This window comes from Paenibacillus sp. GXUN7292, from assembly GCF_050864975.1.
Taxonomy (GTDB): Bacteria; Bacillota; Bacilli; order Paenibacillales; family Paenibacillaceae; genus Pristimantibacillus.
The window spans coordinates 91,946-111,802 of the sequence record NZ_JBOZWO010000019.1 but is presented as its reverse complement, the minus strand read 5'-3'; the positions used below and the strand labels follow the sequence as shown (position 1 = coordinate 111,802).

The following is a 19,857-nucleotide window of genomic DNA, read 5'->3' as shown; positions in this document are numbered from 1 at the left end:
CACACGTTCCGCTATTGCTCGAAAACTCCCCACATACAGCCGGAAACTGGGCCGATAACGGAAACAGTGTCCGTGAAACAATAAAAATAGTGTTTTTAGGGCAAATAGCGGAACGAGTGACCGCCAAATATAAGCAAACGTTCGCTGCGCCCCACAGAGTTCGAGGTCGCCGACTTTTAAGGCGACAACTATCTGGACACACGTTCCGTTATTGCGCCGAAATCCCCTCATTTGCTCGACATAAGTGACACACGTTCCGCTATTGCTTTTTTGCGGTGATGCTGATCGGCTTCGTCAGAAAAGTTACTTTTTCAACAGCCTGTTTTCATGCAACTAGTTTTATTGAATTACGCTAAATTTTGCGAATCTCGCCAAACTAATGTACTTTTTCCCCTTAGAATCACAAAAAAGTAAAATTCATAAAACAAAGTACAGGAAATGCAGTTAGCTTTAAAGCGAGAGTACTTGTTCCACAACACAGTTTGCCATTATTGCAAAACTCGTTGCCGTTCAGCTCTTCCGTATAAATCTAAAAAAAGCGAGGGCTAGTCACGACTAATCCTCGCTTTTTCTCATCACTAATGTCTTGTTGTAATCACTAATGTCTTGTAATCACTAATATCTTGTACACTAATGTCTCGTATTCGTATATAGTCGTTTTACAGACGGCCAGCCCGGAATTTCTGTGTATGCACCTTAGCTTCCTCTACGCTTGTAATCCGATTGCGGCCCCACTCCATTAAAATACGGTCGATATAGCGCATGCTTAATTTTCCTGCAAATACAGCTTCCTTCAATGCGAACAGTATAATCTCTTCTGTATAGCGGTCCTGATCCAGCCAGGCGCTGATCGTCTCGCATTCCATCGGCGACAGCAGCCGCCCAAATTCCTGCTCAAAGCTTGAGAATAATTGCGATGAAGACGATGACTGAGGCCGCGGCTTAGATGATCTTTCTTGCTTTTTCTGCATCCGCCTATGCTCGGCATGCCAATGCGAAGCTTGCAGCAGCCACCCGCTCCAATTATACCTTTCTGATTGAACGCCAGACACAGGATCAATAAAATCATCAATTGAAATATAGCCGTCACGCATTAGTCTGCTCAGCATAGCGCCAATATCTTGAACAGGCAGACCCATTCTATCTGCCAATTGCTCTGGCGTAGGAAATTCAATATGCTCCACCTGTGCAAATTGCATCATTTGCAGCATAAGCATCGCTTCTGAATTGGATAACCCAAGCTGGCTATAGCTGTGAAGCAGCATAGATGAAACATATATACCGCCTTCCTGCATCGCAGCAGCCATTCCATGAGAGTAAGCCTTCCAGATTTCGTCGTTCATGAAATGACCCCACCTCCACTATTCGGAAGCTGTTACAGCTTCTTTATCTTTTCCTACAATGCGATACGTATCTCTCGCTATTAGCAGTTCCTCATTAGTAGGAACAACCAGGACCTTCACTTTAGAATTCGCAGTTGATATCTCACGCGGTTCACTGCTTCTAATCTGATTAGCCTCGGCATCAATCTCGATGCCAAGGAATGAAATACCGTTACATACAGCTTCTCTCACGATCGCTGAATTTTCGCCAATTCCTGCTGTAAAGACCAGCACATCAATACCGTTCATTGCAGCCGCATATGAGCCTATATATTTCTTCAGTCTGTAAACATACATGTCAAATGCAAGCTGGGCATTTTTGTCCCCCTCCTGCATCGCTTCTGTAATCTCTCTCATATCGCTGCTTGTTCCAGAAATAGCAAGCATTCCGCTATGCTTATTAAGCATAGAATTCACTTCGCTTAACGTTAGCTCTTCCTTATTCATAACATAAGGAACGATTGCCGGGTCAATATCACCACTGCGAGTTCCCATCATCAGGCCTTCAAGCGGAGTCATACCCATACTTGTATCAACTGATTTGCCGTCCAGAATGGCCGCACAGCTCGCTCCGTTACCGATATGGCATGTTACCATCTTCATCTGCTCGAGCGGCTTATTCAAGTATTCAGCTGCGTGTGTGCTTACGTAAGCATGCGAGGTGCCATGAAATCCATAACGTCTAATTTTGTGACGGCGATACAATACAGTCGGAATCGGATATAAATACGCTTTGCTGGGCATAGTCTGGTGAAAAGCTGTATCGAACACGACTACCTGCGGAACATTAGGCAGATTAGATTCGACGGCTACAATGCCCATCATATGCGCCGGATTATGAAGCGGAGCCAAGTCGAACAGCTGGCGGATTTCCAGCTTTACTTCCTGTGTAACGAGCACCGACTCCTTAAACACTTCGCCTCCATGAACGACGCGGTGGCCAACAGCATCGATTTCGTTCATGCTTTTAATAATGCCGAACTCGCGGTGAGTCAGCATGTCTATAACACGTTTTACAGCTGTGACATGATCCAAAATTTCACTCACATCTCGAATCTCAGAGTGCCCTTTCGCTTTATGAGTAATGATGGATGAGTCCATGCCGATTCGCTCAACCAGCCCTTTGGCGATTACTTCTTCATTCTGCATATTGTAAAGCTGATATTTGAGAGAAGAGCTGCCGGCATTTAGTATAAGAATAATCATGATATACGGTCCCCTTCTTCATCATATTTAAAGAAGCCTTCCCCTGTTTTTACGCCTAATTGACCAGCTCTTACTAATTTTTTCAAAACGATCGAAGGACGATATTTCAATTCGCCATAGTCGCGGAACATATTCTCAAGCGCCGCCAAAACAGAATCCAGACCAAAGCGGTCCGCCATTTCGAACGGGCCATGTTGGAAAGAATACCCGATACGCATCGCGTCATCGATATCCTCTACAGAGGCAACGCCTTCCTCCAACACATGCAGCGCCTCATTAATAAATAAAGTTATAAGCCTTGTCGTCACGTACCCTGGCGATTCATACACCATGATTCCTTTTTTATGTATAATATCGTCAATGAAACTTTTAGTTTTTAAAAATGTTTCCTCGGACGTTTTAAGGCCTCGAATAATTTCTACCAAATCTATTTTTAATACTGGATAAATAAAGTGCATGCCGATAACTCGTTCTGGATGCTGTGTGACACTGGCGATTTCTGTCAAACTTAGCGCAGACGTATTGCTGGCGAGTATAACATCTGGACCGCAGCAGCGATCAACTTCTCTGAACAGCGCTTTCTTTTCTTCCAAATCTTCAGATATTGATTCAATAACAAGCTCGCAATCTGCAAGCGAGAAATAATGGTCTGCACCTTGAATGCGTGATAAAATAAGCTTTTTCTCAGCATTCGTAAGCGCCCATTTTTCAATTTGCTTATCAAGATTCAGCTCTATCATTTTAAGCCCATACGCCAAGCGTTCAGTCGTACGTTCTACAATGATGACATCTAGACCACAAGCTGCAAGCATTTCTGCTATACCTTGCCCCATTGTGCCTATCCCTATAACGCCAACCTTTTTAATTTTCACATTAATGGCTCCCTTGAGGTTGTTATACAACCAATTATAACGAATTATAAGGAAAATTAAAGACAGACGAGACGTCTGTCCTTAATTTGTAATAATGAAAACGCTTAATGGTCGTTATTAGGCATGAAGCAGCGCTCTAAACTCATTTCCGTTCAACGTTTCTTCACACATTAACACGGACATGGAATCATCGATTACTTGTTTATGCTTTAGCAGGCTTGATTTTGTTTCTGCCATTTGTTCATCCAAAATTTTTCTGGAGATTGTAGCCCAGCCATCAGGGGTCATCATAGAAGCATCGATGATGCCAAGCTCCGTCAACCCAGATTCCACTAAAGTCCGAACCAGACTGACAGCTTGATCAAAGTCGCCGCGGGAGCCTGTACTTCTCTCACCATAAAATATTTCTTCTGCCGCCGCACCGCCAAGCGCTATTTTAATTTGATCCAGCAAATACTGCTTCGTGTATAATGTTTTATCATTCTCAGGGTTATGCCGCACGTAGCCTAGCGCTTGCCCCCTTGGCGTAACGGTAACCTGAGCAACGCTGCCCGGACGTAGCAGCTCCGCCATAATAGCATGGCCCAGCTCATGTCTGGCTACGCGATTCCGCTCCTCCAAGGAAGCTTCACGGTCCGTTCTTTCCCCCATCAGCACCTTGTCAATAGCCATTGTCAGCTCATCCTCTGTAATGACAGTCTTATTATCACGCAGTGCATATATTGCTGCCTCATTCATAACAGATTCCAGCTGAGCGCCCGAGAAGCTGTAGGATTGCGTTGCGACTTTCTCTAGATCTACAGCCGGGTCTAGCGGTTTGTTTTTGGCATGAATATTCAAAATATGAAGACGGCCTTTTTTGTCAGGCAAATCTACATGGATATGGCGATCAAAACGGCCCGGACGGGTAAGCGCCGAATCAAGCAGTTCCTTTCTATTCGTTGCAGCAATAATTAATAACTGCGGGGCTGCTTCGCTATGAATGCCATCCATTTCAGTCAGAAGCTGATTTAAGGTTTGATCGTATTCACGATGCTGCCCACCATCTCGCTTGCCGCCTATGACATCAATTTCATCAATAAAAATAATGGCGCTGTTTTTGCCGGCTTTCTTCGCCTTCTGTCTTGCCTCTTTAAATAAATCACGAATACGTCCTGCCCCTACCCCAACATACATCTCAACAAATTCACTTCCCGATGCTGCCAGATATATAGAGCCGGTATAATGAGCCGCGGCTTTTGCCATCAAGGTTTTCCCTGTACCTGGAGGCCCAGTCAGCAAAATGCCCTTTAACGGGCGAATGCCAAGCTTTGCAATCTGCTCCGGCTTGATCAAAAAATCTAAAGCCTCAATAAGCTCCTGCTTAGCACGGTCTTGGCCGCCAATTTCGTCAAAACTAAACGGCTCGGAGCTTATTTGGCGGTCATTTTTTTGCGTGGGCACTGCAGCTAGCTTCGATTTGCCTCTTGTTGCCGCAACGATAACTGTAGCTGCTAGCATACCTACAATTACGATCGGCAGCAAATTAATATTAATAACTACCAAGAAAATAAGCATAACCGGAATAATACCAATTGCTATCTCTTTACTCATATTACGCATTTGACCACGCTCCCAGCAGATGTGGCGTGCGAGGCAGCACCTTATGCAAAGCTCCCTCGTTATTCGTCAAAGTAATATATACATTATTATCATCAATATCCGTTTTAACTTGAACATTATTATATTTACTTGCGATTTGCTCAAGCGCCGTCGGAATTTGCGAGTACGTTTTATTTTCCATAGCTTCTGCTATTTGAAACATCGCCGATTGCCAAATGCCTTCAAGCTGAGCATTAGCTTCGGAATCGATTTGAAGCTTTAGCGTTCTATTGCCTATTACACGTTCTCCATTATGTGCAATCGTTTCATACACTTCTCTTAAATTAGCGGTAGGTGCAAGCTCAACATTAATTTCAATCCAATCACTATCGCGCTTCGGCTTGTCCGCATGAACAATACCCTGCACATCTTTTATCGCCTGCTCAAGCGGAGCTTGAACGGCTACTTGTTGGTAAATTGCCCAGCCGCCAAATAAGACCACAGCTGTCGCTAAAGCCGTGAGGAGAATTGGTTTAAATTTCAAATTAGACATTATGGCATCCTCCTGCTGTATATTAAATTTCGTATTTCTTAAATATAAGAAAGTATAAGTTTTTACACCTTATATCTGTCCTTATATTTCATCGGTAAACGCGCCAGTCCGAAGGACGGCGAAACCGTTTATCCTTGTATCACTTTTTCTATACGAAAGTATATCATATATATCAGCAGAAATGATGTTGTAAATACAGGAAAACGGAACATTACTGTTCCGTTTTCACTGCCCGTGTCGCTTTAACGTTCCGTTTTGTTAAGCATTTGATATTCGTCAATAAATTGTCCATCTGTCGCACGATAAAATGCATAATAGTATCGATTGTCTTTTTTCAATTGGACTTCCCATATGAGCTGGCCTTCCATAAAGCCTAGCTGTATTTTTTTTATAGCCGCCTCATCCGTCTGCTGCAGTTTACTTTTTATTTCATCTTCATTAAGCAATTCGGCGGAGCTTATTACAAACGGATCAATCTGCCTCCGTATAACTACCGTTAGCAATTGTTGATCTTCCGTCGTGCCGCTGACGATCCAGCTCGCTTCATCCCAAATGTACTTATGAATGGATTGAATTTCCGTAATCTCAGTCTGCTCCATTACTTTATGAATAGCGGCTTCTTTCTCTTGCCACAGCGGCTGCTGAATAGCTCTATAATATAAAACACAGCTTATAATAAGCGCAGCAACTGCGATTATTGTAACAATCAGCCAGCGCTTAGGATTCATGAGCGGCGGACGTTTTTTTTCGATAACTCTCATTATTGGCTGATCATGCGCTTGAAGCTGGCTTCCGCTTCAAACTTGATTTTTTCTTCATCCAACAGCAAGCACTCGCGATTGCGTACCAATTGTTTGCCGTCTATCCAAACGTGAAGCACATCCTTGCCAGATGCAGAGTAAACAAGATGGGACACAATATCCGTCATAGGATAAAAATGAGCTTGATCGATATTCAAAGCAATAAAATCTGCCTTCTTGCCTGCTTCCAGGCTGCCGATTTGCTCGTCCTTCCATAATGAACGTGCTCCGTATATAGTGCCAAGCTTCAATGCCTCGCTAGCCGGAATAACCGTCGGGTCATAGGATACACCTTTGTGAAGCAAAGCTGCAAAGCGGATTTCTTCAAACAGATCCAGATTATTATTGCTTGCCGGACCATCTGTGCCGAGCGACACACGCATGCCCGCTTTAAGCAATTGCGGCAATCTGGCTACACCGCTTGCAAGCTTCAAATTGCTGATCGGATTATGGGAAATCGCAACATCACGCGCGGCAAGCAAAGCAATTTCTTCATCGGTAAGATGAACGGCATGAGCAAGTAAAGTTGGGCAAGAAAAAAAGCCTAAACGATCCAAATGCTCAACTGGTCTAGCGCCGTAATCTTTAACGTTTTGCTCTACCTCTGCAATCGACTCTGACATATGAGTATGTAGGGGCAGGTTATAATCGCGCGCCGCCTGTACAAATTGCTCAATATAAGCCGGAGGGCAAGTATAAGGCGCATGCGGGGCCAGCATCGTTGAGATTCTGCCATCTGCTTTACCATTCCAATCGCGTGCGAAGGAGATGGCGTTTTGCAGCTTCTGCTTTTGCTCTTCCTCCGAGCAAAGCCCGATTACGCCTCTTGTCAGCATACCGCGCATGCCAGAGTATTCAGTAATTTCGGCAACTAACTCCATACGATCATACATATCTACAAATGTAGTCGTACCGCTTAGCAGCATTTCTACTTGCGCAAGCGCCGCTCCATTTTTAGTATCCTCAGCTGTATACTTTGCTTCCATTGGCCACATTTTTTCCGACAGCCACACCTGCAAATTTTGGTCATCAGAAAAGCCGCGCAGCAGCGTCATTGGCGTATGTCCGTGAGTATTGACCAGCCCAGGCATAAAAGCTTGCTTCGCACCGTTGATATGCTCCACATTTTGTTCAAGCAAATGCTGTGGCGGTTCTGCTTCGCCGATATAAGTAATGACATCATTAGTTACTACCATATGACCTTTAACTACCGGCTGCTCATCGTTCATCGTTACAAATAGACCATCTTTAATCCAAATTTGACCCACTCTCTTCAACTTCCTCTCGGTTTAAATAATAGGCAAGGCTAAGCAGCTCTTTTGTAAAATCCGCATGATGGATTCTTACCTCTTCAGGAACACGCAAAACGGTAGGGGCAAAATTAAGTATGCCCTCTACGCCTGCATCAATAAATTGATTAGCTACATTTTGCGCTTCCGGGGCTGGAACTGTAATAATGCCTATGCGAATTTCCTGTTCATCGATAGTTGCCTTCAGCTCATCCATTGGCTTCACAATCAAATGATTTATTTTTGTCCCTACCTTAGCAGGATGGATATCAAAAACAGCGGTTATTTTCATATTGTCCTTGGAGTACTGATTATAATTGCAAAGCGCATGTCCAAGGTTACCGGCTCCTACTAATGCAACATTTATAATTTGATCCACTTTTAAAATCTGGCGGATTTTCTCACTTAAATAGGTAACATCATATCCTATCCCCTTGCGGCCAAAATCACCAAAGTAGGCAAGATCCTTGCGTATTTGAGCAGGATTCAAATCAAGCTTAACCCCTAAATCCTGTGAAGAAATAGTTTGCACTTCATGATACTGCAATTCATTGAGCACTTGTAAATAAATCGGAAGGCGTTTGACAACCGCTTCGGATATTTTGGCTTGCTTCATTATTCTACCTCCACTTGAGCGGGATTGAGCCATTCTCTCATGCGTACAATCATTTGATCGGCATGCATCGTTTCAATTTTGGGTCCTGGCAGCGAGTACAAAAAGTGCTTTCCATAATAAGTCTCTATAACACGTGTATCATAAATAATAACGATACCTTTATCTTGTGCTGAACGGACTAATCTGCCAAATCCTTGCTTAAATCTGATTACGGCCTGAGGAATAGACAGCTTCATAAAAGGATTTTGCTTTTTGCGCAGCAGCAGCTCCGCCTTCGCTTCCGCTAATGGATGATTCGGCGGCTGAAAGGGCAATCTTACAATTGCCAGACAAACAAGTGCATCGCCAGGAATGTCCACTCCTTCCCAAAAGCTGCTTGTTCCTAATAACACTGTCATAGGATGCTGCAAAAACCGCCTTGTCAGCTTCGTCCTGTTACTGCTGTCCATTCCTTGTCCCAGCACGGTAATGTCGGTACCGGCCAGCAGCTCCTTCAATGGTTCATAGGTCATTTTGAGCATCCGGTAGGATGTAAACAAAATAAGCATTCGACCTTTCGTTTCTACGGCAGCGGCAGCAAGCGACTGCGCTAATTTTTCAATATACTTGTCGCTGACGGATGCCCCTTTCAATACCGGAAAATCTCTAGGAATAACGACCAGCGCTTGCTCCCTGTAATTAAATGGAGATGGCAATAGAACCGTTTTTAAACGACCCTGCTCCTTGTATCCTGATAATCCGAGCTGTTCAGCTGCATACTGGAAAGATTTTTGAACGGTTAAAGTAGCAGAAGTTAGTACAATACTATCTTTAACATCAAAAAAATGCTTTTGCAATTGCTCGCTGACATCTACTGGTGCAGCATATAATTGCACAGATCGAAACCGGTAAACAGGATTTGCTTCTATCCAATAGACAGAATCATTTTTTTCTAGCTTGACAAATATTCTAAGCTCATCCTTAATTCGCGTCAAATCACGCATAGCTCCATTAATATCAACTGCTAAAGCTTGGGATTGGCTTTCCTCTGCTCTTTCTTTTATATCATTGAGCATTTTATCAACCGTTGTAATTATACTGTTCAGCTCGATATGAACATTTGATTCTGAAGCAGCTATCGCTTCCCATTGCTTCGGCAGCTCTTGGCTGGAAATCCGATACACAACTCCGCCTGTATCTGCGTTGTCCTCTGAGCCATTTGACGTAAGCTGAAACATAAGCTCATACAAGGCATCCCATTGATCCTTAATCTCCTGCAGTTGGGGAATGACTGCATCAATCGTCTCTATCCAGGCCTCTTTATGGTCATCCACTTCTTCGTTCAAGCTGGAGCGAAGTGATAGCAGCATGCCAGTACGTGAATCCTTATATAATCTTGTGATGATTTGAGGCAATTGCAAGTAAGCAATTTGAATGCCAAGATGCTTGCCGGCTACATCCTCGACATGATGCGCTTCATCTACGATAAGATGGCGGTATGAAGGCAGCAAGCGATGATCGGCATGTATATCTGTAAATAGCATGGAGTGATTCGTTATGCAAACATCGGCTATGCTAGATTCATGCTTGGCCCGATGATAGAAGCAGCGCTTAAACCATGGACAGGCTCTGTTCAGACAAGAGTCAGCATCGCTGGAAACGGCTGACCAGTACTCTGCGCCGCGATTGCTCAAATTCAATTCTTCGTAGTCACCGGTTTCCGTCTCATTCAGCCAGACGACCATCTGTGCTCTCGTCAGCATATCATCATTCGTGCTGATTGGCTCCATACCGTTAACTTTAGCTTCAAATTTTCGCAGACATAAGTAATTTCCCCTGCCTTTAAAAATCGATGCCTTGAACGGAAACGGAAGCACTTCTGTTAATAAAGGAATGTCGCGATGACGCAGCTGCTCCTGCAAGTTGATTGTATGTGTACTTACGACAACTTTCGCTTCTTTGCGAATGCTATAATATAAGCTCGGGATTAAATAACCTAGTGATTTTCCTGTTCCAGTTCCTGCTTCAATTAATAAATGCTCGTCATTGCTGAGCGCATTGTAAACACGATGGAACATTTCTACTTGGGCAGTCCTTTCCTCATATTGAGGAAATTTTTGCTTAAAATTATGCTGGATCATATCCAAATATTGCTCAAAGCTTAATTGGCTTATATCCAAATCAGCAGCAGCCTCTTCGCGCGGCGGCTTTTCCTCTGTCCATTCCCGGGCGCGCAATGCAAATTGGCGATAATAATCATATTCGGCAGAGTCCAAAGCTGTTTCACTTGATACAAGCTGCTCTGTCTGCTGTATGAGCCAGCCAAAATCACTGCCGGCATCTATTAAGACAGATAGCCGCTGCAAAGTAAGCAGCGGCATCTGGCGCAGTTTTTTCATCATTTCGATAAAAATTAATGCAGTAGCCATTGCGTCACTGTCTGCACGATGCTGCTGCTCATGTGATACTTCAAATAGCTGTGCAACAACTCCAAGCTGATAAGAGGATATGGAAGGATATAATACGCGCAGCATTTCAATCGTGTCAAGCCTGCGGCCTACAAAAGGCAAATAGCCGCATTGGTCTAAAGCTCTGTTGAGAAATCCTGCATCGAAAGCCGCATTATGAGCGACAAGAACAGCATCATCCAACAGCGGAATCACATTTAGAATAACGTCATCAAGCATTGGCGCATCAGCAACAATTGCTTCATCAATGCCGGTCAATGAAGTTATAAATGCGGGAATTTCTACAGAAGGCTTTACGAACGAATTGTAAGTTTCCACAACCTTCAATTGTTCATCAACGATTACTGCAGCTATTTGTATGATTTCATCTTCTATTCCATGACCTGTCGTTTCCAGATCGATTACAGCATACTTCATTCATCCCTATCCTCTCACAAACAGCACAACTCCGTGCTCCCAAAATATAAAGAAAGCTGCTTCGGCTGGCTTAGACATGCTTCAAGATTATTTAATGAGTGCGCAAACTGCGGATAAACATCATAAGCTTTCCTGAAAAACTGCTCGGCAAGTGATAAATTTCGTTCAATCGCTTGTATGCAGCCTAGTGCATTATATCCCAGTGCAAGCCACTTTGGATAATCAGTCAGTACAATAAGCAACTGGAATTGTCGCTGTGCCTCATGCCATTGCTGCATATGCATCATGCTCATGCCCAAAAATAATCGGGCCATATTGCTCTCCGGGGCCAATCGGATCACTTGGCTGAATTGATCGGCAGCTTCTGAAAACATAAATAAATTATAATAGCCCTTGCCCTTATGAAGCGCACTTTCAGCATCCCAAGTCAATGTGCTGTTTGTTTGGCTAAATTGATAATCCTGAGCTATCTGATTTGCAGAAATCGACGATGAAACAGTATCGCTTTTTGATGACTGCTGCATATGCTCATCCATTTCTACAGCTTGGCAGCTATTTTGCGATTCGGCAAAGCAGGTCCATTTTTCCTCAAATTGCAGCCATTGCTCGATGCATAAATCACTTGCATGCTTCAGCTCAAGCAGCTGCTGATGGAACTCGTCCTTTTGTATTTCATTGGCACAAGGGTACTGCTCAATAATATGATCCAGCATCTCGTTCATCGTTGAAAACATATGTTGAAAAATGACGCATCCCGCCTTTGCAAATGAACTAAGGAGTTGATACGTACATTCTCTGTCGTTCAGGATGTTTTCATACTCATCAGACAATTGTAGAATGCGGTTCTGTGCCCATTATTTGAACGGGCTTATTGTTTTCACCGAGTATAACTACAGTCGGATTATAGTTCCGGGCTGCTTCCTCCGTCATCATTGCGTATGAAATAATAATAACCTGGTCACCCGGCTGAACCAATCGTGCTGCCGCGCCATTTAAACAAATAACACCAGAACCTCTTTCTCCAACTATAACATAGGTTTCCAGTCTTGCTCCATTATTGTTGTTCACAATCTGCACTTTTTCATTTTCCAAAATATTGGCAGCCTCCATCAGAGCTGCATCAATCGTTATGCTGCCAACATAGTTAAGATTTGCTTCCGTTACTGTGGCACGGTGCAGCTTGGACTTCATCATCGTTCTATACATGGGTCATCACCTCCACAGGCACTAATAAACTATTGTCAATCAATCTTGTTTTCCCAAAATATACAGCTACCGCGAGCAGCAGCTCCTTGTCATTGTCTGACAGCTTTTGAGTTAAATCGATTTGCTCTAGCTCAGGATAGGCGAGCAATTGCACATAGTCAATTTTCGCCAATGGTTCTTTATTAATTCTGGCTGTAACTTTTTGCAATAATAATTGTCCTGTAGCTGCACCATCCTGCTCATACAGTTCAGTCGCCATTCGCATAGCCTGCGACAAGGCGACCGCCTCAATACGCTGTTCTGCTGTCAGATAAACGTTTCTTGAGCTCAATGCAAGCCCGTCAGGCTCTCTCACAATCGGGCATTTTACAATTTCCACATCCATATTCAAGTCATGGACAAGCTGCTCGATAACGGCTACCTGCTGCGCATCCTTCATGCCAAAATAGGCTCTGCTTGGATTCACGATGTGAAACAGCTTGCTTACGACTAATCCAACGCCATCAAAATGCCCTGGTCTGGATGCTCCGCACAGCTGATCTGTAATTTGTGCAATCTTGATTGAAGTAAGCGGCTTTTTAGGATACATTTCCTCCACTGACGGCAAAAAGACAAGATCAACACCGCAGGCAGCAGCAAGCTCAATATCTCTTTCCTCATTACGCGGATAACGGTCCAAATCTTCATTCGGACCAAATTGCATCGGATTGACAAATATACTAAGCACAACAATTTGATTTTGTTCTCTTGCAGCACGCATCAAACTTGCATGACCTTCATGCAAAAAACCCATTGTAGGCACAAAGCCTACTGTTTTATCCGATTCACGCAAATCGTTTAAATGTGACTTTAAATCTTTTATTGTTCGGCATATCATCATGACTCGCTCGTCCCCTTCTGCTTGGCATCCCCATCAATATTTCCATATAATGCAGCTGGCGCCTCAGCCGCAGGCTGAAAGGCATGCTCTTCTGCAGGGTATGCTTTGCTCTTCACATCAGAAACGTATTGTTCTATAGCAAGCTTGATCGTAGTACCGACATCAGCATAGGTTTTTACAAATTTTTTAGGGATATAAGGCGATGAATATTGGATCAGATCATGATAAACAAGCACTTGCCCGTCACAGCCCCTGCCTGCGCCTATACCGATTGTAGGTATATTGACGCTGCTTGAAATCGCATAGGCCGCTTCTTCCGTCATCAATTCAACGACAATACTGAATGCGCCAGCTTTTTCAAGCGCAATCGCATCCTTAACGAGCCGTTTAATATCTGCTTCATCCTTGCCTTGAACTTTATAACCGCCTATTTGATGAACCGCCTGAGGGGTCAAGCCAATATGCCCCATAACAGGAATGCCCGCCTCAACCAGCGCTTTAACTTCTGATGCGATTTCTTGCCCGCCTTCAAGCTTTACAGCATGAGCGCCGCCTTTTTGCATAATTTGGGCAGCATGGCGAAGCGTCGCTTTTTTTCCAGCCCCATAAGTCATAAAGGGCATATCTGCAACGATAAATGTATTTGCTGCACCGCGGACAACAGCTCTGGTATGATAAATAATATCATCCAGCGTCACTGGAATTGTTGTATCATAGCCTAGCACTACATTGCCCAATGAATCGCCAACCAATATTACATCGATGCCGGCTTCTTCCGCAATTTTCGCAGAAGGATAATCATATGCAGTAAGCACAGATATCGGTTGATTTTGCTTTTTCATGTCCTTAATCTTTGTTATTGTCAGCTTTTTCCTCATCAGTACCATCCCCTTAAGGATATTTTAAACACAAAAAAACCTTTTAGCCATTGCTAAAAAGGTCCCTTAACTGAAAAGGAAACATTAGAGAACACCGCTTCCTTCTGTCTCGGTCCCTTCGGCTCAGAGCAGAGTACGCATTGTTAATCTTTTACAATCCGTGTTGAAATTTTTCTTGCCCGCGACAGTGCAGCTTCAAGGAATACCGCCTGTCAAAATTTATAGTATCAAATTGTGGCCGATTCGTAAACAACAACATGAATCCAATTATTATTGCTCGGCGGCATCAATCCAAAGGTTCGCCCATCTCAGCTGAAAAAATAGATTTTTCAGATCCGTCCTCAAGACGAACTTTAATCGCTCCGCTTTCCTCAAGACCTGTCGGCACTCCTATAATAACACCTTGTGGAGTAGTAATCACTGCAGCTTTTCCAATTGAGACCGACAATGATTCCCATAAAGGGACTATCGCCTGAAAGCCCTGCAGCTTGTACAAATCATACAGTTGCTCCCATTTCTCTAAGAAATGGGCAATAATATCCTCCCGATCAAATTGTCTGCCTGCTGCCATTCTAAGCGATACTGCTTTACTTAGCATTTCCGCCTCATAATCCGCATCACATAAATTGACACTGATTCCGATACCCGCAATAATATACTTCAATCGAGTATCCTCTGCTGTTGATTCCAGCAATATGCCGCTAATTTTTTTTCTGTCGATCAGCAAATCATTGGGCCATTTTATTCCGATTGGAAGCCTGGTTTGCTCTCTGAGGCTAGTGCATAGCGCAACAGCAGTTAACAGCGTAAGCTGAGGCGCAAACTGTACGGGCATATCAGGACGAAGCACAAGACTCATCCAAATGCCTTTACCCGCTGGAGAAATCCAAACTCTGCCCATTCTGCCGCGACCGTTATTTTGCTGCTCAGCTATAAACAACGCCCCTTCTGCTGCGCCGTTCTCAGCCGCTTCTCTGGCTACATTTTGGGTGGAGTCAACGGCATCAAACAGTTTTAGCTGCTTGCCAAAGCGTTCGGTCCTTAATTTCTTTTTCAGCTGTTCTTCATTAATGAGCTTTGGAGCACTTACGAGCCGATAGCCGAGCTTGGTAGATGCTTCAAATTCATACCCTTGAGCTTCAAGCTTGCGTATTTGCTTCCAGATGGCTGTCCGGCTTACACCAAGCTCTTCGCTAAGCTTAGCTCCAGAGATAAAGCCTGCTGGATAATTATGAAATAGCTTTATTAATGGATTCATTCATTCAACCTCGTTTTTCCAGGCTAGCGCATGCTTTGCCAATTGATCATAATTATTGCTTACTTCACCCAATGCGGCACTCAGCAGCAATTTTTGCAGCAATTGTTTAACCCAAGGGCCTGCCGGCTTATTCATTATCTGCTGCAAATCCTTCCCTGTAATAGCAAGCTCCTTCAGAGTGCTCAAAGGGATGAGATCTGCGTGATCTTTTAATTGCTTCAATTCCGCTAAAGCAAAAGGCAATTGACTATGATTAAGCAGAGCCTCCGTAATATGCAACCAGTAATAGACGGTTTGCTTGCCATATTCAATTATAATAGCTGCCCATTCGTGCGAGCTTATTTCCCCTTCTTTATTTTTGATCTCCACTGCGGAAGCATGCAGACGTAAAATAAGCATAATTTGACTTTTTCTTGAATTTGAAAAGCGTAATTGCTCAAGCCAATGCTCAGCTGCTGATAAATTCAGAGCAGCTATAAAAAATGCAGCCCAGCGCAAATCAAGCTTATCCAGCCTATGCAATGAACGAAGCTTGTCCAGCTTGCTACTCATAATACAAAGTCTAAAGTCTACTTCCTTCGCCAGCGGCACTTTTACATGCAGCAGCAACTCGCTTGCGATCAGCCATCGGAGGCCTCTATAGGGATTGCTCGCTTGAAGAAGCTTATCAAGCTCAGCTTGAACCCGTTCCATGGCGATATGCTTCATCAGGCTTCGTCTTGATTTAATAGCACGCCACATCGAAATAGCAGGCGCCAGCTCATAAACTGCAATGAACCTGACGCCGCGCAGCATTCTTAACGCATCCTCTTCAAACCTTTCTTCTGCAGAGCCTACCGAATAGAGCATCGACCGAGCCAGATGCTGCCTTCCATTAAAAGGATCGGCAAGCTTACCGTCAGCGTAAAAAGCCATCGCATTCATCGTGAAGTCTCTCCGCTTCAAATCCGCAAGCAAGCTAGACACATAATGAACAGACTGCGGCTTTCTATGCTTCTCGTAACTGGAGTCTTCACGAAAGGTAGTAATTTCATAGGTCTGCTTGTCCCAGACAACGGTGACCGTTCCATGCTGCAGTCCTGTAGGGATTACTTGTTCGAATAAGGCCATCGTTTGCTCCGGCAGAGCCGAGGTTGCCAAATCAATATCTGCGATAGGCAAGCCTAGCAGCGTATCGCGCACAGCGCCCCCCACAAATACGCAGCTATGGCCAGCCTCCTCCAATCGCCTTACGATGGGCAAAGCCTTCACCATCATTTGCGGCAGCTCCATTATCACGGCTTCCACCACCAGCTCTTTATTTATTATTCATTAGTCCGAGCAGATCGGAATTGGCAAATCCACATCAATGCCCAAAACCCTGTAATAAATTTGCTCATATTGCGTTGTAATAATATCATTGCAAAATTCGTGCCTTGCCCGATGAATACAAGCTTCCTTGAATTGCTTATGCAGCTCATCCCCGCTCAGCAATTTGACGGCATAGTCCGACATTTCCTCCACATTGCCGATGTCTGACAAAAATCCTGTTACCCCGTGTGTAACAAGCTCCGGTATTCCTCCGGCATTGGAGCCTATAGTCGGCACTCCGCATGCCATCGCTTCCAGGGCTACGAGTCCAAAGCTTTCCTTCTCTGAAGGCAGCAGCAGGACATCCGCCATAGAAATAACCTGTGCAACATCCTCCTGCTTGCCAAGGAAGCTCACCTTATCCTCAAGCCCTAAGCTTTGCACCTTGTGCTGAATTTTTGATTGCTCAGGCCCTTCGCCGACAAGCAGCAGCCTAGCTGGCATTTTACTTTGCACATGCTGAAATATATCGACTACATCACTTACTCTTTTAACCGGTCTAAAGTTAGAAATATGCATTAATATTTTTTCATGGGGTGCCGCATAGTCGGAACGCATATTCGACACATCTCGCGGATAATAGACTCGTTTGTCTACAAAATTGTACGTAAGATCAATAGGTGAAGCTATATCGAGCAGTCTTTGTGTTTCTTGAATCAAGTCTTTGGATACAGCCGTTACAGCGTCGCTTTTATGTATAGCTAACCGAATCAAATCTTTCAAGGATTCATCCTGTGCAAGCACTGTAATGTCTGTGCCATGCAGGGTTGTTACTGTTTTAAGCTGTTTTCCAACCATTTGCTGAGCCAAATAAGCGCATACAGCATGCGGAATCGCATAATGAACATGCAGCAAATCCAACTGATGCATATTGGCCACTTGGGCCATCTTGCTGGCTAGAGACAAGTCGTAAGGCGGATAACGAAACACATAATAATCATTTACTTCTACTTCATGGAAAAAAATATTTTTATGAAATCTGCCCAATCGAAAAGGAATGCTATGTGTAATAAAATGAATTTCATGGCCACGCTCAGCAAGCAGCTTGCCCAGCTCAGTTGCCACGACACCTGATCCGCCAAGCGTCGGGTAGCATGTAATACCAATTTTTAATTTCTTGACCATGTAACGGGCACCTCCTTTTCTATTATGCTTCTCCATTATTCAAACAATGAAATGCCAAATGGCTGCTTGATGGCGAAGCCTTCTGCGTAGCTCCAGCCTCTCATGCGGCCGAGCAAGGAATCTCTGGCTTCTACCTTATCTATATAGCCATTTGTAAGCGGCGTGGACACACGGTCCAGATCGCCCGCCGCTGCTTCAAATTGTGAGCGGTAAGCCATAAGCGCCTGCTTTTTCTGTTCATAATAATCGGTTACGTTAACCATTAACGAAACATTCTCTACATCATTAATAAAATAATAAATAAGCTGTTCGACTTGAACAGCCGGCAGCTGCGGCATATATTTGCGTAATTTGGCATTAAATACCGCTTCTTCAATCAGCTTGCTGCATGCAATATGATCAGGATGCCTGTCAACCCAATAAGGCGCAAATACGATTTTGGGCCGATACTTCCTGATTTCGGCAACGATTAAATCAAGCTGGTCGCGAGTACCAAGCAGCCCCCGATCCGGCAGCTTCAAGTTGCTGCGCACGGATAAACCAAGCACCGCGGAAGCCGCATCGGCTTCTTGCCGACGCAGCTCTACGGTGCCATTAGAAGACATTTCAGCTTCAGTCAAATCGCATACTCCTACCTTGAATCCGGCTTGCACATGCTTTGCTATCGTCCCAGCCATACCGATTTCGGCATCGTCTGCATGCGCGCCAAATACAAGAATATCGAGCTTGTCCATTATTCAGTCACTCCTGGCTTATACTTATGAACGAGCTCACGCCAAGCAAAATCACCACGCTGCAAAGCTCTTACAAGCAGCTCTGCAGTTGCGATATTAGTTGCTACAGGAATGCCTTGCACATCGCAAAGGCGCAGCAAAGCTATAATATCAGGCTCGTGCGGCTGAGCCATTAAAGGATCACGCAAAAAAATGATCAAATCCATCTCATTTTGAGCAACGAGTGCTCCAATCTGCTGATCGCCGCCAAGCGGACCTGAACAAAAACGATGAATGGACAAATTTGTCTGCTCCATAATTCGCTGACCCGTCGTGCCTGTTGAAAACAAATGATATTCTTTAAATACAGATTCATAGGCCGTAACAAAATTAACCATTTCTTCTTTTTTTCTGTCGTGAGCTATAAATGCAATGTTTAGCATGAGTTTCCCCTCTCGCGCATCGGTTGCGCTAATCCATAATATGTTCGAAGCCGTATATTAGGCCGGTGTAGCCCATTACTTTTTTAACCGCCATATTGACGCCTGGCATATAGCCCGCTCTGTCATAGGAATCGTGGCGAATTTTGAGCGTTTGCCCAAATCCGCCGAAAATAACCTCCTGCTGCGCGAATACACCCGGCAGTCTCACGCTATGTATTCTAAAGCCGTTGTAATAGCCGCCACGTGCGCCTTCAATCGTCTCTTCCTCTTTTGGATTGCCCTGTCTAAGCTCTTCGCGCACCTCAGAAATAAGCTCGGCTGTTTTAACAGCAGTGCCTGACGGCGCGTCCAGCTTCTGATCACCATGATATTCAATGATTTCAACATGAGGCAAGTATTTAGAAGCTTCAGCTGCAAATTTCATCATCAATATAGCACCGATTGAAAAGTTAGGCGCAATAAGTCCGCCAATGCCTTTTTCCTCGCATTGCTGCTTAAGCTCTTCAATTTGACCCGCAGTAAAGCCTGTAGTACCAATTACAGGGCGCACGCCATACTGGATAGCTGTTTTCGTATTGCCGTATGCTGCTTGAGGAACAGTAAAATCAATTAGAACATCCGCATTTGAGCTGCCCAGCGCATCCTCTAAAGATGGATTAATAATGACGCCGGTATCGCCCTTGCCGACTAACAAGCCTGCATCAACAGGTCCTGCTGAAGGATCAATGGCAGCAACCAGCTGCAGCGCTTCATCCTCCAGCACCATTTTCAATACTTCACGGCCCATGCGTCCGCCTGCTCCCGTTACTGCCACTCTAATTTTATCGATTGTCATCATAAT

The 19,857-nt window shown here is 44.3% G+C and carries 19 protein-coding genes; all 19 read right to left on the bottom strand.

Translation table 11 applies throughout. The features are described 5' to 3' along the window. Window positions 1–659: 659 nt before the first annotated feature. The 19 genes from ACRRU2_RS16535 to dapB all read right to left on the bottom strand — a co-directional run bounded on the left by ACRRU2_RS16535 (window position 660) and on the right by dapB (window position 19,854). Entirely contained in the window at window positions 660–1,343 is a 684-nt protein-coding gene (locus tag ACRRU2_RS16535) for a DnaD domain-containing protein (RefSeq protein ID WP_432503321.1), read from the bottom strand. Between the two features lie 18 nt (window positions 1,344–1,361). Then, the gene (locus tag ACRRU2_RS16530) at window positions 1,362–2,588 is read right to left on the bottom strand and encodes an acetate kinase (RefSeq protein ID WP_331698719.1); all 1,227 of its coding nucleotides are present in this window, start codon (window positions 2,586–2,588) and stop codon (window positions 1,362–1,364) included. Continuing rightward, complete coding sequence (locus ACRRU2_RS16525; protein ID WP_331698718.1) at window positions 2,585–3,460, bottom strand: 3-hydroxyacyl-CoA dehydrogenase family protein; 876 nt, start codon at window positions 3,458–3,460, stop codon at window positions 2,585–2,587. Before ACRRU2_RS16525 ends, ACRRU2_RS16530 begins: the two co-directional genes overlap by 4 nt. A gap of 117 nt (window positions 3,461–3,577) precedes the next feature. After that, window positions 3,578–5,062, bottom strand: coding sequence for an AAA family ATPase (locus ACRRU2_RS16520; protein ID WP_432503318.1), 1,485 nt, complete (start codon window positions 5,060–5,062; stop codon window positions 3,578–3,580). After that, window positions 5,055–5,594, bottom strand: a complete 540-nt coding sequence (locus tag ACRRU2_RS16515; protein ID WP_331698716.1) for a hypothetical protein — start codon at window positions 5,592–5,594, stop codon at window positions 5,055–5,057. The genes ACRRU2_RS16520 and ACRRU2_RS16515 overlap by 8 nt, the downstream gene beginning before the upstream one ends. 242 nt (window positions 5,595–5,836) lie before the next feature. Then, entirely contained in the window at window positions 5,837–6,355 is a 519-nt protein-coding gene (locus tag ACRRU2_RS16510; RefSeq protein WP_331698715.1) for a DUF5590 domain-containing protein, read from the bottom strand. Further along, on the bottom strand, window positions 6,355–7,623 hold the full coding sequence (locus tag ACRRU2_RS16505) for an amidohydrolase (RefSeq protein WP_432503329.1): 1,269 nt from the start codon (window positions 7,621–7,623) through the stop codon (window positions 6,355–6,357). Before ACRRU2_RS16505 ends, ACRRU2_RS16510 begins: the two co-directional genes overlap by 1 nt. A 19-nt stretch (window positions 7,624–7,642) precedes the next feature. Then, window positions 7,643–8,299 (bottom strand): redox-sensing transcriptional repressor Rex, encoded by a 657-nt coding sequence (locus ACRRU2_RS16500; RefSeq protein WP_432503315.1) that lies wholly within the window; start codon window positions 8,297–8,299, stop codon window positions 7,643–7,645. After that, window positions 8,299–11,163 carry an ATP-dependent DNA helicase DinG gene (gene dinG, locus ACRRU2_RS16495; RefSeq protein ID WP_432503313.1) on the bottom strand — a complete coding sequence of 955 codons (2,865 nt, stop codon included), beginning with the start codon at window positions 11,161–11,163 and terminating at the stop codon, window positions 8,299–8,301. Before dinG ends, ACRRU2_RS16500 begins: the two co-directional genes overlap by 1 nt. A 14-nt stretch (window positions 11,164–11,177) precedes the next feature. After that, window positions 11,178–11,885, bottom strand: a complete 708-nt coding sequence (locus ACRRU2_RS16490; RefSeq protein WP_331698712.1) for a hypothetical protein — start codon at window positions 11,883–11,885, stop codon at window positions 11,178–11,180. Window positions 11,886–11,985: 100 nt separating this feature from the next. Beyond that, entirely contained in the window at window positions 11,986–12,369 is a 384-nt protein-coding gene (gene panD / locus ACRRU2_RS16485) for an aspartate 1-decarboxylase (RefSeq protein WP_331698711.1), read from the bottom strand. Continuing rightward, window positions 12,362–13,249, bottom strand: coding sequence for a pantoate--beta-alanine ligase (panC, locus tag ACRRU2_RS16480; RefSeq protein ID WP_432503308.1), 888 nt, complete (start codon window positions 13,247–13,249; stop codon window positions 12,362–12,364). The genes panD and panC overlap by 8 nt, the downstream gene beginning before the upstream one ends. Next, window positions 13,246–14,127, bottom strand: a complete 882-nt coding sequence (panB, locus tag ACRRU2_RS16475; RefSeq protein ID WP_331698709.1) for a 3-methyl-2-oxobutanoate hydroxymethyltransferase — start codon at window positions 14,125–14,127, stop codon at window positions 13,246–13,248. The genes panC and panB overlap by 4 nt, the downstream gene beginning before the upstream one ends. A 286-nt stretch (window positions 14,128–14,413) precedes the next feature. After that, a complete protein-coding gene (locus ACRRU2_RS16470; RefSeq protein ID WP_432503306.1) occupies window positions 14,414–15,385 on the bottom strand; it encodes a biotin--[acetyl-CoA-carboxylase] ligase in 972 nt (323 codons plus the stop codon). After that, window positions 15,386–16,657 (bottom strand): CCA tRNA nucleotidyltransferase, encoded by a 1,272-nt coding sequence (locus ACRRU2_RS16465; protein WP_432503327.1) that lies wholly within the window; start codon window positions 16,655–16,657, stop codon window positions 15,386–15,388. Between the two features lie 39 nt (window positions 16,658–16,696). Beyond that, complete coding sequence (bshA, locus tag ACRRU2_RS16460; protein WP_331698706.1) at window positions 16,697–17,860, bottom strand: N-acetyl-alpha-D-glucosaminyl L-malate synthase BshA; 1,164 nt, start codon at window positions 17,858–17,860, stop codon at window positions 16,697–16,699. A gap of 35 nt (window positions 17,861–17,895) precedes the next feature. Further along, window positions 17,896–18,594, bottom strand: coding sequence for a bacillithiol biosynthesis deacetylase BshB1 (gene bshB1, locus ACRRU2_RS16455; protein WP_331698705.1), 699 nt, complete (start codon window positions 18,592–18,594; stop codon window positions 17,896–17,898). Further along, window positions 18,594–19,016 carry a methylglyoxal synthase gene (gene mgsA / locus ACRRU2_RS16450; RefSeq protein WP_331698704.1) on the bottom strand — a complete coding sequence of 141 codons (423 nt, stop codon included), beginning with the start codon at window positions 19,014–19,016 and terminating at the stop codon, window positions 18,594–18,596. The genes bshB1 and mgsA overlap by 1 nt, the downstream gene beginning before the upstream one ends. 28 nt (window positions 19,017–19,044) lie before the next feature. Beyond that, a complete protein-coding gene (gene dapB, locus ACRRU2_RS16445) occupies window positions 19,045–19,854 on the bottom strand; it encodes a 4-hydroxy-tetrahydrodipicolinate reductase (protein WP_432503303.1) in 810 nt (269 codons plus the stop codon). Window positions 19,855–19,857 lie beyond the last annotated feature (3 nt).

Excerpts from the sequence above, each read along its gene's own strand:
- ACRRU2_RS16535 (WP_432503321.1), bottom strand. The coding sequence starts at position 1,343 with ATGAACGACGAAATCTGGAAGGCTTACTCTCATGGAATGGCTGCTGCG.
- ACRRU2_RS16530 (WP_331698719.1), bottom strand. The coding sequence starts at position 2,588 with ATGATTATTCTTATACTAAATGCCGGCAGCTCTTCTCTCAAATATCAG.
- ACRRU2_RS16520 (WP_432503318.1), bottom strand. The coding sequence starts at position 5,062 with ATGCGTAATATGAGTAAAGAGATAGCAATTGGTATTATTCCGGTTATG.
- ACRRU2_RS16515 (WP_331698716.1), bottom strand. The coding sequence starts at position 5,594 with ATGTCTAATTTGAAATTTAAACCAATTCTCCTCACGGCTTTAGCGACA.
- ACRRU2_RS16510 (WP_331698715.1), bottom strand. The coding sequence starts at position 6,355 with ATGAGAGTTATCGAAAAAAAACGTCCGCCGCTCATGAATCCTAAGCGC.
- ACRRU2_RS16505 (WP_432503329.1), bottom strand. The coding sequence starts at position 7,623 with ATGAACGATGAGCAGCCGGTAGTTAAAGGTCATATGGTAGTAACTAAT.
- ACRRU2_RS16500 (WP_432503315.1), bottom strand. The coding sequence starts at position 8,299 with ATGAAGCAAGCCAAAATATCCGAAGCGGTTGTCAAACGCCTTCCGATT.
- dinG (WP_432503313.1), bottom strand. The coding sequence starts at position 11,163 with ATGAAGTATGCTGTAATCGATCTGGAAACGACAGGTCATGGAATAGAA.
- ACRRU2_RS16490 (WP_331698712.1), bottom strand. The coding sequence starts at position 11,885 with ATGAACGAGATGCTGGATCATATTATTGAGCAGTACCCTTGTGCCAAT.
- panD (WP_331698711.1), bottom strand. The coding sequence starts at position 12,369 with ATGTATAGAACGATGATGAAGTCCAAGCTGCACCGTGCCACAGTAACG.
- panC (WP_432503308.1), bottom strand. The coding sequence starts at position 13,249 with ATGATGATATGCCGAACAATAAAAGATTTAAAGTCACATTTAAACGAT.
- panB (WP_331698709.1), bottom strand. The coding sequence starts at position 14,127 with ATGAGGAAAAAGCTGACAATAACAAAGATTAAGGACATGAAAAAGCAA.
- ACRRU2_RS16470 (WP_432503306.1), bottom strand. The coding sequence starts at position 15,385 with ATGAATCCATTAATAAAGCTATTTCATAATTATCCAGCAGGCTTTATC.
- ACRRU2_RS16465 (WP_432503327.1), bottom strand. The coding sequence starts at position 16,657 with ATGGAGCTGCCGCAAATGATGGTGAAGGCTTTGCCCATCGTAAGGCGA.
- bshA (WP_331698706.1), bottom strand. The coding sequence starts at position 17,860 with ATGGTCAAGAAATTAAAAATTGGTATTACATGCTACCCGACGCTTGGC.
- bshB1 (WP_331698705.1), bottom strand. The coding sequence starts at position 18,594 with ATGGACAAGCTCGATATTCTTGTATTTGGCGCGCATGCAGACGATGCC.
- mgsA (WP_331698704.1), bottom strand. The coding sequence starts at position 19,016 with ATGCTAAACATTGCATTTATAGCTCACGACAGAAAAAAAGAAGAAATG.
- dapB (WP_432503303.1), bottom strand. The coding sequence starts at position 19,854 with ATGATGACAATCGATAAAATTAGAGTGGCAGTAACGGGAGCAGGCGGA.